The 13,584-nt window shown below is 57.5% G+C and carries 12 protein-coding genes; 3 read left to right on the top strand and 9 right to left on the bottom strand.

What is annotated here, in order from left to right; genetic code table 11:
- Positions 1-7 precede the first annotated feature (7 nt).
- Complete coding sequence (gene ispF / locus V8J88_RS11295; RefSeq protein WP_338849635.1) at positions 8-1,210, top strand: 2-C-methyl-D-erythritol 2,4-cyclodiphosphate synthase; 1,203 nt, start codon at positions 8-10, stop codon at positions 1,208-1,210.
- A gap of 18 nt (positions 1,211-1,228) precedes the next feature.
- Here the strand turns inward: ispF and V8J88_RS11290 are convergent, their stop codons facing one another.
- The 4 genes from V8J88_RS11290 to ompR are packed head-to-tail and all read right to left on the bottom strand — an operon-like array spanning position 1,229 to position 5,276.
- Entirely contained in the window at positions 1,229-2,395 is a 1,167-nt protein-coding gene (locus V8J88_RS11290) for an iron-containing alcohol dehydrogenase (RefSeq protein ID WP_338849634.1), read from the bottom strand.
- Positions 2,396-2,430: 35 nt separating this feature from the next.
- Positions 2,431-3,057, bottom strand: a complete 627-nt coding sequence (locus tag V8J88_RS11285) for a DUF2799 domain-containing protein (RefSeq protein WP_338849633.1) — start codon at positions 3,055-3,057, stop codon at positions 2,431-2,433.
- On the bottom strand, positions 3,054-4,511 hold the full coding sequence (locus V8J88_RS11280) for an ATP-binding protein (protein WP_338849632.1): 1,458 nt from the start codon (positions 4,509-4,511) through the stop codon (positions 3,054-3,056). The genes V8J88_RS11285 and V8J88_RS11280 overlap by 4 nt, the downstream gene beginning before the upstream one ends.
- A gap of 12 nt (positions 4,512-4,523) precedes the next feature.
- Positions 4,524-5,276, bottom strand: a complete 753-nt coding sequence (gene ompR, locus V8J88_RS11275; RefSeq protein WP_338849631.1) for a two-component system response regulator OmpR — start codon at positions 5,274-5,276, stop codon at positions 4,524-4,526.
- A gap of 401 nt (positions 5,277-5,677) precedes the next feature.
- Here ompR and V8J88_RS11270 point away from each other — a divergent pair, with 401 nt between their 5' ends.
- Together V8J88_RS11270 and V8J88_RS11265 are read left to right on the top strand one after the other, a co-directional pair.
- A complete protein-coding gene (locus tag V8J88_RS11270; protein WP_338849630.1) occupies positions 5,678-5,908 on the top strand; it encodes a hypothetical protein in 231 nt (76 codons plus the stop codon).
- A gap of 318 nt (positions 5,909-6,226) precedes the next feature.
- Entirely contained in the window at positions 6,227-7,969 is a 1,743-nt protein-coding gene (locus V8J88_RS11265; RefSeq protein WP_338849629.1) for a FapA family protein, read from the top strand.
- Between the two features lie 105 nt (positions 7,970-8,074).
- On the opposite strand, the gene V8J88_RS11260 is transcribed toward V8J88_RS11265, so the two are convergent.
- The 5 genes from V8J88_RS11260 to dapE are packed head-to-tail and all read right to left on the bottom strand — an operon-like array spanning position 8,075 to position 13,567.
- Positions 8,075-9,172: a CaiB/BaiF CoA-transferase family protein gene (locus V8J88_RS11260; RefSeq protein ID WP_338849628.1), complete on the bottom strand. Its 1,098-nt coding sequence runs from the start codon at positions 9,170-9,172 to the stop codon at positions 8,075-8,077.
- A complete protein-coding gene (locus tag V8J88_RS11255) occupies positions 9,169-9,549 on the bottom strand; it encodes an MAPEG family protein (RefSeq protein WP_338849627.1) in 381 nt (126 codons plus the stop codon). The genes V8J88_RS11260 and V8J88_RS11255 overlap by 4 nt, the downstream gene beginning before the upstream one ends.
- Before the next feature lie 10 nt (positions 9,550-9,559).
- Positions 9,560-11,497, bottom strand: a complete 1,938-nt coding sequence (locus V8J88_RS11250) for an ATP-binding cassette domain-containing protein (protein WP_338849626.1) — start codon at positions 11,495-11,497, stop codon at positions 9,560-9,562.
- A 9-nt stretch (positions 11,498-11,506) separates the two neighbouring features.
- On the bottom strand, positions 11,507-12,415 hold the full coding sequence (gene prmB, locus V8J88_RS11245; protein WP_338849624.1) for a 50S ribosomal protein L3 N(5)-glutamine methyltransferase: 909 nt from the start codon (positions 12,413-12,415) through the stop codon (positions 11,507-11,509).
- 24 nt (positions 12,416-12,439) lie between these two features.
- Entirely contained in the window at positions 12,440-13,567 is a 1,128-nt protein-coding gene (gene dapE, locus V8J88_RS11240) for a succinyl-diaminopimelate desuccinylase (protein WP_338849622.1), read from the bottom strand.
- Positions 13,568-13,584 lie beyond the last annotated feature (17 nt).

The raw sequence follows: 13,584 nt of genomic DNA, 5'->3' as shown, positions 1-13,584 counted from the left end.
CAGCCGCATGCAAGCAGACCGTCCCAAACAGTATTTGGAATTGCAAGGGAAAAGCCTGTTGCAACATGTGGTGGAGACGATGCTGCAAAATCCGCTGGTGACGGCTGTGGCGCTGGTGGTCAGTGCGGATGATCCTTACATCGATGCGCTGTTTCCCCCTGAAAATTCAGCCCCGCGCCTGATGATTTTACGCAATGGCGGCGCCACCAGAGCTGAGACGGTGACGCAAGGTTTGCAGGTATTGCATGCGCGTTGCAGCGTGGCTGATGATGATTGGATTTTGGTGCATGATGCGGCGCGTCCCGGGTTGAGCGCGGCAGCTTTGCAAGGCTTGATCAGCGATTTGCAGGATGATCCGGTGGGCGGCATGCTGGCCTTGCCTGTCGCTGACAGCGTTAAGCGCGCCTATACGCAAGCCGGCAGGCACTATGTGCGGGAAAGCGTGGCGCGGGAGGATTTGTGGCTGGCGCAAACGCCGCAAATGTTTCGCGCGGCATTATTGTTGCGCGCTTTGCGCCAGGGGCTGCAAGACGCGCCGCAACTTATCACCGATGAGGCCAGCGCGATTCAGCTGGCCGGTTTGCCGGTGCGCCTGGTTGAAGGCTGCCCGCGCAATTTAAAAGTCACCCGCAGCGCCGATCTGGCGTGGTTGCAGGGGCAATATGCCGGCAGTCAGGCTGCTGCCGCACAGACAAAGGAAAACACAATGCAAGCAAAGCAACATGCCCAAGCGCCGTTGCGCATAGGGCAGGGTTATGATTCGCACCGTTTAGTGGCGGGGCGGAAATTGATTATCGGCGGTGTTGAGATTGCGCATCACACCGGCTTACATGGTCATTCAGATGCGGATGTGTTGTTGCATGCGATTACGGATGCATTGCTGGGCGCGGCTGCTTTGGGGGATATCGGCAGCCATTTTCCGGATACCGATCCGGCTTGGGCCGGGGCTGATTCGCGCCGCTTATTGCGCGCTGTGTATGAAAAAGTGTGCGCACTGGGGTGGCGTTTGGGAAATTTGGACGCCACCATCATCGCCCAGGCGCCCAAGATGGCGCCGCATATTCCACACATGCTGCAGCATTTGGCGCAGGATTTGCAAGTCAGCCTGACGCAATTGAGCGTGAAGGCGAAAACCAATGAAAAGATGGGTTTTCTCGGGCGCGAAGAAGGCATCGCGGCGCAAGCCGTGGTCTTGCTGTACGCGGCTTGAGTCGCGCGTGTGGGGCTGTCACAAGCAGCGCTGCAGCACCCGCCCCACCACTTCCGGCGTGATATCGCGCTGCTCACCCAGGCTGACCATGCGGTGCGCGCGCAGGGCGTTTTGCACAGCTTCAATCGCCTGGCTGTCCAAACCGTATTCGGATAAGCGGGTTTTCACGCCCATCTCGCGGAAGAATTGCTCGGTTTTGGCAATCGCCATTTCACACACTGCTTCCGGGCTTGCCTCGCGGCTCTCCAATTGCCAGACGCGGCGCGCAAATTGCAGCAGTTTGTTTTGCTTTTGTGCGCGCCGCTCACGCAGCATGGCAGGCAGCACCACGGCCAGGGTTTGCGCATGATCCAGCCCGTACAAGGCGGTCAATTCATGGCCTACCATGTGGGTGGACCAATCCTGGATTACGCCTACTCCGCACATACCGTTTAAAGCCATGCTGGCGGCCCACATCAAATCGGCGCGCACGGCGTAGTTTTGTGGCTCTTGCAAGGCTTTCGGGCCTTGTTCAATCAAGGTCAGCAAAATCCCTTCAGCCAGCCGGTCTTGCACCGCAGCCTGGCAATCCTGCGTCAGATATTGTTCGACCACATGGACAAAGCTGTCCACCACGCCATTGCCGATCTGGCGCGGCGGCAGGCTGTATTGGGTTTGCGGGTCCATAATCGCGAAGCGGGCAAACACGGCGCGATTGGAAAAGCTGCGTTTGGAGCGGGTGGCGGCTTGTGTGATCACGGATGCGCAGTTGGTTTCCGAGCCGGTTGCGGCCAGCGTCAGCACACAGCCGAACGGTGTCGCGCTATGCACATTTCTGCCCCATTTTTCCAAAATCTGCCAGGGATCGCCATCTTGAAATGGAATCGCGGCAGCGACAAACTTGGCCCCGTCAATCACTGAACCGCCGCCGGCGGCGAGGATGAAATCAATTTGCCCGTTGCGCCCGATCTCAACTGCCCGCATCAAGGTCTCATAGGTGGGATTGGCTTCAATGCCGCCAAATTCGATGCAGGATTTTTCACCCAGCGCAGCTTTGATTTGCTCATATACGCCGTTTTGCATGATGCTGCCGCCGCCGTATAAAAGCATGATGCGGGAGTAGGGGGCCAGCAGCATCCCCAGGTTGGCGATCTGGCCTTTGCCAAACAAGACCTGCACCGGATTATAAAAGTCGAAATTTTGCATAGCGCTTCCTGTGTCGGGTGGCAAAACGGCAGGCATCAATAGCGGCCAAACTCTCTGAGACGGTGGCGGATTTGCCGCTGCAAATGCTCAAGTTCTGTCTGCAGGCGGTTTTGCCGGTGCAGATTATCTTTGCGTTCCGCATGCAATTGACGCCATTCGTCATCGATACGCTTGCGTGCGTCCTGGTTGATGTCTTTACGCTCAGCTTCTTTTTGCAAAAATGTGATGCGCTCATCAATTTTGCCTAAGCGTTTTTTGTGTTTGTCCAAATCGCTTTTTTTCTCATCTTCTTCATGCTCCAGCCGCCAGATTTCCTGGCCGCGCGCATATTCAGCAAGAAACTGCGGCTTTTGAAATTCTTCACAGTCGCCGGCGATGTGGCTGCTGTTTTTGCGGCCCAGCTGAAATGCGTTTTCGGCTTGGCAATAGGAGAGCAGCCCTTGCTTGCGGCCCGCCAGCCAGGTTTGCGCATTCGGGATCACGCCGTGTTCCGCGCAGGCTTTCTGGTGTTGCGCCAGCTGTTGCATGCCGGCGCCCCGGCTGCCGTCTGCCATACCGATTTGCCACCAATCGCCGCGCAGGCATTCATCCCGGCTTAAACTGGCGCAAGAGCAAAGCATGCTCAGACTGAGCAGAGCCAGGAGGCGGGCGGATGTTTTCATTTATCAGCTTTCTTGACTTTGGCGCCGGGCAGAATGATGCGGACTAAAAAACCGCCGCCGGCACGGTTGGTGAGAATAAATTCCCCGCCGTGGCGCGCCACCACCCGATCGACAATCGCCAGCCCGAGACCGGCCCCATTGGCTTGGCTGCGCGCGGCATCGAGCCGGGTGAAGGGTTTTTTCAGTTGCTGGATTTCGCTTTCCGGCACGCCCACGCCATGGTCGGCCACTTCCAGCACGGCGCGCTTGCCGCCTTCGCCGCTTTCAATTTTGCATTTGATATCCAGCTCCAGCAAATCAGAGTCGGGCGTGCGGCCATAACGGCGGCCATTTTCCACCAGATTATTCAAGACCCGTTTCAAATCCACCGGATTGCCGACCACATGGATGTTGGGATCAATCTGGGCGTTGATTTTCATGTCCGGCAGGCGGCTGGCGCGCGCAGTCAGATCCTGCATCAATTCGGACAGATTGAGCATGGTGAAGTTGGTCGCTTCTGCCGGTTTGGCAAAATCCAGGAATTGGCTGATGATGGCGTCCATCTGCGAGATGTCGGATTGCATGCCTTCGCGCGCTTCTTGCGACAAATCGGCCATTTCCACTTCCAATTGCATGCGCGTGAGCGGGGTGCGCAAATCGTGCGATATGCCAGCTAAAATCAGTGCGCGGTCGGTTTCAATCCGCTTTAAATCCGTCACCATTTGATTAAAGGCGCGGTTGGCGGTGGCGATTTCACGCGCACCGTTTTCCGGCAGCGGGTCGGGCGCCTCGCCACGCGCCATGGCGCGGATCGAATTGGTTAAACGCGCCAGCGGCAAATTGATGCGGCGCGTGATGATCACGCCCCCCAAGAGTGAGAGCAGCATGACGATACCAGCCCATCCCAGCCATTGCCAGCCGACCCCGCGCACCAGGCGGGTGCGCTCTAACATCAGCCAGTATTCATCATCATCTTCAATTTTAAAGCTGACCCAAAAGCCGCCCACGCCGTTGACCTTGCCGGCAAACCGGGTTTCCGGCCCCAACTGGGTTTGCACCAGCAATAAAGTTTCGGCCAGGCCTGCGCCATCAAGCAGCGGCTCGGCTTTGTCATTTTTTTCCAGCGGGTAAATGCGGATGCCTTCTTTACTGGAGAGGTCAAACAGCAATTCGGTGCGCATCGCCGGCGCCGAATGCATCAGCGCGGCGCGGGTGATTTCGACAATCGAGGTGATGCGCGCGGCCAGTTCTTCCGTTTGCGGCGCGCGGTCAAAAAAGCGGACGCTGGCGATCCATGCCGCCATGCTGACGGTGATGATAAAAGCGATCAGGAAAAAAGTGCGCCAGAACAGCCCGCTTTTAAGCGCGCTCAAGCGCTGGCGCAACAGCCAGTGCAGATGGCTGACGACGCGGGAGAGGGAACGGCGGCGGTGTGCGCCACCGTTGTCCGGTTCGACCAGTTTGCCAAAATCCATACCGGTGGCGGCTTAGCGCGGCTGACCTTCCGGGATGAAAACATAGCCCAGGCCCCACACAGTCTGAATATAGAGCGGGTTGGATGGATCGGGCTCGATCAGTTTGCGCAAACGTGAAATCTGCACGTCCAGGCTGCGGTCAAAGACTTCATATTCGCGGCCACGCGCCAATTCCATCAATTTTTCGCGCGACAGCGGTTGGCGGGCATGGCGCGCAAACACTTTCAGCACCGAGAATTCGCCGGTGGTGAGCGGGATTGTCTCGCCGTTTTTCTTTAAGGTGCGGGTGGAGAGATCGAGCACGAAATCGCCAAAGGTGAAGGTTTGCGGCGTTTCGGAAGGCGCGCCCGGAATTTCATCCGGCCCTTTGCGGCGCAACACAGCGCTGATGCGGGCCACCAGCTCACGCGGATTGAAGGGCTTGGGCAGATAGTCATCGGCGCCCATTTCCAGGCCGACGATGCGATCCACATCTTCGCCTTTGGCGGTGAGCATGATGATCGGGGTTTGGTCGCCTGCGCCGCGCAGCCGGCGGCAGATCGATAAGCCGTCTTCGCCTGGCAGCATCAAATCAAGGACGAGCAGGTCGTAACGTTCGCGGATCCACAGCTTGTTCATCGCCACAGCATTCTCAGCGGTGACCACATTGAAGCCTTGTTCACTCAGATATCGGCGCAACAGATCGCGCAATCTGACGTCATCATCAACGACCAGAATTTTGGCCTGATGAGTAGAGGGAGTTGTCGTAGAATTGGAAGTGTTCATGGTGTTATGTTAACGTTTAATCGGGCGATCGAAAACGGATCGGACGAAGTCATTACAATGTGTTACACACTTTACCCAATAGGTCTTACCGCAGTCAGGCAAGGGTTTTACACTTCAACTCAGTGAGGCGTAAAGCCCGCAAAGCTGACGGTTGTAAGATAATAAAAACAGGAATTCCAGCAAACCGTCGTTATCATCTTGCACAAGCCGGATGCGGCTCCCACTGGATTCCGTATCAGCCGGAAACGTTGTTTCGAGAGAAGATTATCATGAACTTGGAGAGCAGAAAGACAGATTCATCATTGTTCGACTCGTTTTGTGCGGTACTGTTTTTGATGGGGGGCGTGAGCAGCGCCGCCATTGCTCAGCCAGCTAATGCCAACCAGGATGGCGAGCGCATCATGCGACAGGATCAGCGCATGGAGCGGATGAATTTGCGTGAGGCGGAAGCCCGTTTGCAAGAAGAGCGCAGACGTGCATATCTGGCCAATATTCGCGAATCGGTGACAGATCCCGGCAAGCGCGCCGGGGCCAGACTGACCCCGGATGAGCGCAAAATGCTGCGCAGCCATATCAACCAGGCCGGGCAGGATTTATACAACATCAGCCCGCAACCTTCCCCCAAAGATTGATTTGAATGCGGCGCAGGAATGCTTCCTGCGCCGCATTTTTCACGCCGTCTGATTTCCCCCCGACCTTCAAAGATTACTTGCGTTGTTGCATGCTTGCAACGTGCGCCATGCCGGATGAAGCAGGGCGCTTAGCGCCTGTTATCGATTGCACAAGATTGCTGTCAGTACGCTGCAGCATTGGCGCGCAGGCGTTTTTTTGTTGCTTTGTGGCATATCCGTATGCAGCGCACTGCCGCGCTGCCGTTAATTGCGTATATGATGCAATGAGTGTCGTGTGCTGACTCACAGTGCGCGGGCTTGATTGATGCCGGGGGAGGTATGGCTTTGGTGGAAAATGATTTGCCGCTGACAGACCAGGAATCTGACGCGAATGCGCATCAGATTGCATTGTGGTTTCTGGTCAATGAGGAAAGCGGCGAATTGCAGGCGCATTATGACCCTGCCGCCAATCAAAGTCTGACTCAGGTGATGTTGCGCAATGCATTGCAGGATGCCGGTCTGGATGGCTTTAAGCTGATTGACTCCGCCGTCAATGATTTTCTGGCGCATGCGCAAAAGACCAAGCAGATTTTAATCTGGGTGATTGCAAAGCGGCGCGATGGCGAGTGCCGCCTGCGTCTGTCAGCAGATTTGATGCAAGCGTATCTGACCATTATTCCGCCCGAAGGCGGGGTGGCGGTGACCAGCCAGGATGTCGATGCGGTGCTGCGTCAATTGGGGGTCACATATGGCGTCAAGCACCAGGCGATTGCTGACGCCGTGGCGCTGGGCGAATGTGAAGACGTGGTGGTGGCGGAAGGCGATGTGGCCAAGGAGGGCGTGCCTACCCAGTTCATCAATCTGCTGGATGAAAAACGCGAGCAGCTCTCCCATATCGATGAAAATGCGGTCGTCAAATTCCGCGATTTATCCCACTTATTGATTGTCCAGCCGGGCGACAAACTATTGCGCCGTGTGCCGCCGATCCCGGGCGTCAACGGAATTGATATCAAAGGCGGCGTGGCGTTTCCGCAAGCGTTGCCGGACTTGCATTTCGGCCATGATTATCCCGGCGCCGCGCCGCATCCTGAAGATCCCGATTTACTGATTGCCCAGATCGAGGGCCAGCCTGTGCCAACCGGCTACGGCATGATGGTCAACCCGGTGATTGATGTGCCGCAAGTCGATTTGTCCGTCGGCAATATCAATTTTGACGGCACTTTGCATGTGCATGGCGATGTGATTGCCGGCATGCAGATCAAGGTGAGCGGCGATGTCATTATCCAGGGTACGCTGGAGGCGGCGCAAATTGAAGCCGGCGGCAATGTCGCGGTGTCCGGCGGCATCATCGGCCATGCGGATTTAAGCCCGGGCGCCAGCAGTCTGCCGGCCGATACTGCGCGCGTGATTTGCAAAGGTTCATTGCAAGCGCTGTTTATTGAATGCGCGCATATCGAAGCGGGCGATTCGATTTATATCGAGCGCAGTGTGCGGCAATGTGAATTGATTGCTTTAAACGATATCGTGGTAGGCAATCCCGGCTCCAAAAACAGCCAGATCATTGGCGGCAGCAGCCAGGCCAGACATATGATCAAGGCAAATGTGATGGGTGCGCCATCCGGCGTTAAAACCCGCTTGCAGGTCGGGCTCGATCCCTATGCCGGCAAGGCGATTGTGCAAAAGCAGGCCCTGATCAATAAGAAGAATGAAGAGCTGGATAAATTGATCAAGCTGCTGAAATTTTATAAAGCCAATCCCAAGAAGGCGGATCCGGCGGTAATGGCCAAGATTATTTCCACCGGCCAGTTATTGCAGGAAGAGCTGGCCGTTCTGAATCAAGAACTGGCGCAACTCAATGAAGGCTTGCAAGTGGATGAGGATGCCCATATCGAGGCCAACCGGGCCGTGTTTTATGGTGCGGAAGCCAGAATCGGCAAACAGGTTTGGGTCGCCAAGGATGATATGGGCAGCGCCACGCTGGGCTTAGTGGACGGGCAATTGGTGACCGGCTACGTGCCCAAGAAAAAAGAAGAAAAGAAAGAGCCGGAAAAAGTGCAACGCGGCCCGGCCCGCTTTGGTTGAGGATATGCGCCGCCGGCGAATCCACGAAGGAAGCGGTTTGCAATAAGCAAAACCGGGCCTGCCCCCATTCGATGAAGCGCAAACCGGAAATACTATCCCGGATGCTCAGTAATGAAAGCGCAAGCCGCTGCCGGTCTGCCAGTACACGCCTTCGCTCTCATGCTCTTGCTGCGTCACCACGTGGCGTTGCGCGAATTGCGGGTGGTGTAATGCCTCGCTGATGGTCAGCACCGGCGTGACACAGCAATCCTTATCCGCAAACAGGGCTTGCCAATGCGCCATGCTGTGGCGCGCGAAAATTGTTTGCAGTTCCTGACGCACTTGGCGGCTTTCAGCCCCGCCCACGGTCTGGCCGCACATCCAATGTTTGGCCCCCAGGTCGGGGCGCTCCAGCACGGTGCATAAAATCTGCCAGAATTTCAACTCCAGCGCCCCCACCGCCATATAACGTCCGTCACTGCAGCGGTACAGGTTGTAGCAGGGCACGCCGCCGGACAGCAGATCAGCCCCGGCGGGTGGCGCGTCCAGGCCGGCATTCACTGCAATCAGCGACATCACATTGTGCGCCAAGACGCCATCGGCCATCGCCACTTCCACCAGGCGCCCGGCTTGCCCCATTTTGACCGCCAGCAATGCCGCCAGAATCCCTTGCACCGCCTGCTGTGCGCCGCCTAATAAGTCGCCGATTTGCAAATTCGGAATGGCCGGCGCGCCATCGGCGTTGACGTTTTGCTGCAACATGCCGGACATGGCGATGTAATTCAAGTCATGTCCTGCCATCAGCGCCAGCGGGCCGCTGCTGCCATAGCCGGAAAGCGAACACATCACCAGCTTGGGGTTAATGCTGCGCAACATCGTCCAACCCAGTTGCAGACGCTCCATGACGCCCGGGCGGAAGCTCTCCAGCACCACATCCGCATCGCGCACCATACGCAAAAAAGCAGCCTTGTCTTCTTCGCGTTTGAAATCCAGACGCGCAAAGCGCTTGCCATGATTCACGCCGACAAAAAATTGCGACACCTGTTGCCGCACCGGGCCGATGCCGCGCGCATAGTCGCCAATTCCAGGCTCTTCGATTTTCAAAACATCCGCGCCCAGCTGCGCTAAGCGCATGGCGGCGAACGGCCCCGGCAACAGGCGCGATAAATCCAACACCCGCACGCCCTGCAAAGGCAAGTCGGCAGGATGCTGTTCGGCGCTCATGCGGCGCCTCCTGTCATGACAAACAGGGCGATGATGCAGCCGTAGCCGACAAACCAGAACAGCGAACGGAGCAGCGCCCAATCGAATAAATAACAGACGGTGTAGGCAATCCGGGCGGCCAGAAAGACGGCGGCAAGCTGGTCAATGCGCGCGCCATCGAGCTTATACATCAGCGCCACCAGGACTGCAGCGGCAAAAAAGGGAAAGGCTTCAAAATGGTTGCGCTGGGCGAAATCCGCGCGCCGCCGCCAGCCTTGCTGGCGCTCCAGCCAAGTGCGCGGGTCATGGTTGTCATAGCAGCGCTGCGCTTTGGCCAAGGCCACAGTGCAGACCGGCAGCAATCCGGCGATCAGAATCGCCCAGCAGGCAAACGGCATACTCTTCCCCTCAAGGTTGTTGTAACAGGTCTTCCAGTGCTTGTTGCTGCTCCAGCCACTCCATTTCCAGCGTTTCCAATTCGCGCGCCAGCTGCGCCTGTTGCGCCAGAATCTGCTTCAAACGCTCTTTGCGCGCCGGATCATAAATTTCACTGCCGGCCAATTCCGCATCCAGCGGCGCTTTTTGTTCTTGCGCGCGGGTCATCGCGGTTTCGATCTTCTTGAGCTTATTCTCAATCGGTTTTTTCAGCACTGATAAACGCTGGCGCTGCTCAGCCTCCAGGCGTTTTTGCTCGCGCCGGTCGGCCCCTCCTTCTTTTTCGACTTGCTGGGCGGCGGCTTTGGCCAGGCGGGTTTTGAACAGCCAGTCGCGATAATCATCCAAATCGCCATCGAATTCCTGCAAACGGTGTTCCGCCACAATCATGAATTGATCAGTACAGGCGCGCAGCAAATGGCGGTCATGCGAGACCAGAATCAGGGTGCCGTCAAACTGCGCCAAGGCCATCGTCAGCGCTTCACGGGTTTCCAGATCCAAATGGTTGGTCGGTTCGTCAAGCAAGAGCAAATTCGGCTTTTGCCAGACGATCAGGGCCAGCGCCAGGCGCGCTTTTTCGCCGCCGGAAAACGGTTTGACAGGCGAGGTCGCCATTTCACCCTGGAACAAAAAACTGCCCAGGAAATTGCGCAAATCCTGTTCGCGCGCCTGCGGCGCAATCCGCACCAGATGCTGCAAAGGGCTGTCATCTTCACGCAGCATTTCCAATTGGTGCTGCGCAAAATAGCCGACCGTCAAGCCCTTGCCCAGCGTCAGCTGGCCCGAGAGCGGTGCGATTTCGCCGGCAATGGTTTTGATCAAGGTCGATTTGCCCGCCCCGTTGACACCCAGCAAACCGATGCGCATGCCCAGCTGCAGCGCAAAATCAATGCGCGAGACGATAGGCGTATCGCCGCTTTCGCTGCGGTAGCCGGCTTGCACGGTTTCCATGCGCAGAAGCGGGTTGGGGGCGTTGTCGGGTTCGCGGAATTCAAATGAAAATTCCGCCGCCGCATGCAGCGGCGCCAGCTCTTCCATGCGGGCCAAGGCTTTGACCCGGCTTTGCGCCTGCTTGGCCTTGGTGGCCTTGGCTTTGAAGCGGTCGATGAAAGACTGTAAATGCGCGCGCTGGCGTTGCTGCTTTTCATATTGCGCGGCGGCCAGCTCCAATTGTGCGGCGCGCTGGCGCTCGAAGGCGCTGTAATTGCCGCTGTAGCGGCGCAATTTCCGTTCGTGAATATGCACCGTGACTTGCGCTACGCCGTCGAGGAAATCGCGGTCATGCGAGATCACCAGCAAGGTGCCGGGATAGCGTCCGAGCCAGTCTTCCAGCCACAAAATCGCGTCCAGATCCAAGTGGTTGGTCGGTTCGTCCAGCAGCAGCAAATCAGAGGGGCACATCAAGGCTTGCGCCAGATTCAGGCGCATCCGCCAGCCGCCGGAAAAGCTGGCCACCGGCTGCCCCATTTGCTGCATGGAAAAGCCCAGGCCCAGCAAAAGCTGTTCCGCGCGTGATTGTGCGGTGTAGGCGTCGGCGTCGGCCAGCTGCGTGTGCAAATTGGCCAGTTCCAGGCCGTGCGCTTGCTGCTCGGCCTGGCTTAAGGTTTCCAGCGCATTCAAGCGCCGCTGCAGACTGCGCAAATGCACATCGCCATCCATGGCGTAGTCGAGCGCACTGGTTTGCAGCGCCGGCGTGCTTTGCGCCACATGCGCAATACGCCAGGAGGCGGGCATATCGAAATCGCCGCCATCCGCATGCAATTCACGTTTGAGCATGGCGAACAGGGTGGATTTGCCGGCGCCATTGGCGCCGATCAAACCGACCCGCTCGCCCGGATGAATGGTCAGGTCTGCGCTTTCAAACAACGGTTTGCTGCCGCGCATCAAGTGCAGCCGGGAAATGCGTATCATCCGGCGTCCTTACAGCGATTGATGCAGTTCGCGCACTTGGTCTGCGGTCAGCAAAAACACCATATCGTCGCCGGCGCTGGTGGACAGCCAGGTGAATTCGGCGCGCGGGAAGGCGCGCTCGGCGTTTTCCCGTTCATTGCCGATTTCCACCACCAGCACGCCATCGTCTTCCAGCAATTGCGCCGCGCCGCTGATAATGCGGCGCACCAGATCCATGCCGTCTTCGCCGCCGGCCAAGGCCATTTCCGGTTCGGCCATGTATTCCTTGGGCAGCTTTTGCATCGACTGGCTGTTGACATACGGCGGATTGGAAATAATCAAGTCATAGCGCAGGCCGGCGGGCAGGCCGGCGTACAGATCCGATTCATACAGTTTGACGCGCTCGGCCAGCTCGTATTCTTCGACATTGCGCGAAGCCACTTGCAAAGCGGCATGCGATAAGTCCAGCGCATCCACCTGCGCTTGCGGGAAGGCGTCGGCCAGCATAATCGCCAGGCAGCCGGAGCCGGTGCAGACATCCAGCGCGCGCGTCACATTTTCCGCCTCCACCCAGGGCGAAAACAGATCCGGGATCAATTCGGCGATGAAGGAGCGCGGCACAATCACCCGCTCATCCACATAAAAGCGGTAATTGCCCAGCCAGCCTTCATTGGTGATGTAGGCCGCCGGCACCCGGTCGGTGGCGCGCCGCTCGATTACTTGCAGCACCTGCGTCACTTCTTCCGGCAACAGGCGGGCGTCCAGAAAAGGTTCGAGGCGGTCCAGCGGCAATTGCAAGGTGTGCAAAATCAGATACGCTGCCTCATCGAAGGCATTGCTGCTGCCATGCCCGAAAAACAGCTTGGCATGGTTAAAACGGGTCACGCCGTAGCGCAGCAGATCGCGTACGGTTTGTAAAAGATTCAAATCAGGATTCATATTCTTTTCCGGTGTCATAAGAGTTCACAGCAACAGATTTTCCATCGTGCGGCGATAAATATTTTTCAAGGCGTCCAAATGGCGCACTTCGACATGTTCGTCAATTTTATGGATGCTGGCGTTAGGCGGGCCGCATTCGATCACCTGCGGACAGATTTGCGCAATAAAGCGCCCATCCGAGGTGCCGCCGGTGGTCGAGAGCTCAGGCCGCAAGCCGGTTTCCGCTTCAATCGCATCCGACAGCGCATCTGACAGCGTGCCGCGCGGGGTCAAGAAGGGCAGGCCGCTTTGCACCCAGTCAATATGGAATTGCAAATCGTGTTTGTGCAACACCGCTTCGAGGCGCTCGCGCAGGCTTTGCGCGGTGCTGGCGGTGGAATAGCGGAAATTGAAATCCAGCGTCAATTCACCCGGAATCACATTCGTGGCGCCAGTGCCGGAATGGATGTTGGAAATCTGCCATGAGGTCGGCAGATAATACTCATTGCCCTCATCCCATACGGTGGCGGCCAGCTCAGCCAGCGCCGGGGCGGCCAGGTGGATCGGGTTTTTCGCCAATTGCGGGTAGGCGATATGGCCTTGCACGCCTTTGATGATCAAGTGGCCGGAGAGCGAGCCGCGCCGCCCGTTTTTGATCATATCGCCCAGCTCTTTCGCTGAAGTCGGTTCGCCGACGATGCAATAATCCAATTGCTCGCCGCGTTCTTTGAGCTTGCGGCACACCACCACCGTGCCGTCAACCGCCGGCCCTTCCTCATCGCTGGTGAGTAAAAACGCGATGGAGCCGCGATGATCCGGATGGGCGCTGATAAATTCGCGCACCGCCACCACCATCGCCGCCAGTGAGGCTTTCATATCCGCCGCGCCGCGCCCATACAACTTGCCATCCCGGATTTCCGGCGTAAAAGGATCGGAATGCCACTGTTTGACGGGGCCGGTCGGCACCACATCGGTGTGGCCGGCAAACACCAACAGCGGACCGCTGGCGCCGCGCCGCGCCCACAGGTTTTCCACATCCGCAGAGGGCATGTTTTCACAGGCAAAGCCAAGTTCGGTGAGTAATTCGGCAATGCGTTGCTGACAACCTTTATCGTGCGGCGTGACGGATGGCAGGCGGATCAATTCTTCGGTCAGGGCCAGGGTAGCGCTCATTGGCTTGTCTTGCTTTC

Origin of the sequence: Massilia sp. W12, from assembly GCF_037300705.1 — a bacterium.
Taxonomy (GTDB): domain Bacteria; phylum Pseudomonadota; class Gammaproteobacteria; order Burkholderiales; family Burkholderiaceae_D; genus JACPVY01.
This window is presented reverse-complemented; position numbering and strand designations above follow the sequence as displayed.

Coding starts and splice junctions, on each gene's coding strand:
- ispF (WP_338849635.1), top strand. CDS start 8: ATGCAAGCAGACCGTCCCAAACAGTATTTGGAATTGCAAGGGAAAAGC.
- V8J88_RS11290 (WP_338849634.1), bottom strand. CDS start 2,395: ATGCAAAATTTCGACTTTTATAATCCGGTGCAGGTCTTGTTTGGCAAA.
- V8J88_RS11285 (WP_338849633.1), bottom strand. CDS start 3,057: ATGAAAACATCCGCCCGCCTCCTGGCTCTGCTCAGTCTGAGCATGCTT.
- V8J88_RS11280 (WP_338849632.1), bottom strand. CDS start 4,511: ATGGATTTTGGCAAACTGGTCGAACCGGACAACGGTGGCGCACACCGC.
- ompR (WP_338849631.1), bottom strand. CDS start 5,276: ATGAACACTTCCAATTCTACGACAACTCCCTCTACTCATCAGGCCAAA.
- V8J88_RS11270 (WP_338849630.1), top strand. CDS start 5,678: ATGCGACAGGATCAGCGCATGGAGCGGATGAATTTGCGTGAGGCGGAA.
- V8J88_RS11265 (WP_338849629.1), top strand. CDS start 6,227: ATGGCTTTGGTGGAAAATGATTTGCCGCTGACAGACCAGGAATCTGAC.
- V8J88_RS11260 (WP_338849628.1), bottom strand. CDS start 9,172: ATGAGCGCCGAACAGCATCCTGCCGACTTGCCTTTGCAGGGCGTGCGG.
- V8J88_RS11255 (WP_338849627.1), bottom strand. CDS start 9,549: ATGCCGTTTGCCTGCTGGGCGATTCTGATCGCCGGATTGCTGCCGGTC.
- V8J88_RS11250 (WP_338849626.1), bottom strand. CDS start 11,497: ATGATACGCATTTCCCGGCTGCACTTGATGCGCGGCAGCAAACCGTTG.
- prmB (WP_338849624.1), bottom strand. CDS start 12,415: ATGAATCCTGATTTGAATCTTTTACAAACCGTACGCGATCTGCTGCGC.
- dapE (WP_338849622.1), bottom strand. CDS start 13,567: ATGAGCGCTACCCTGGCCCTGACCGAAGAATTGATCCGCCTGCCATCC.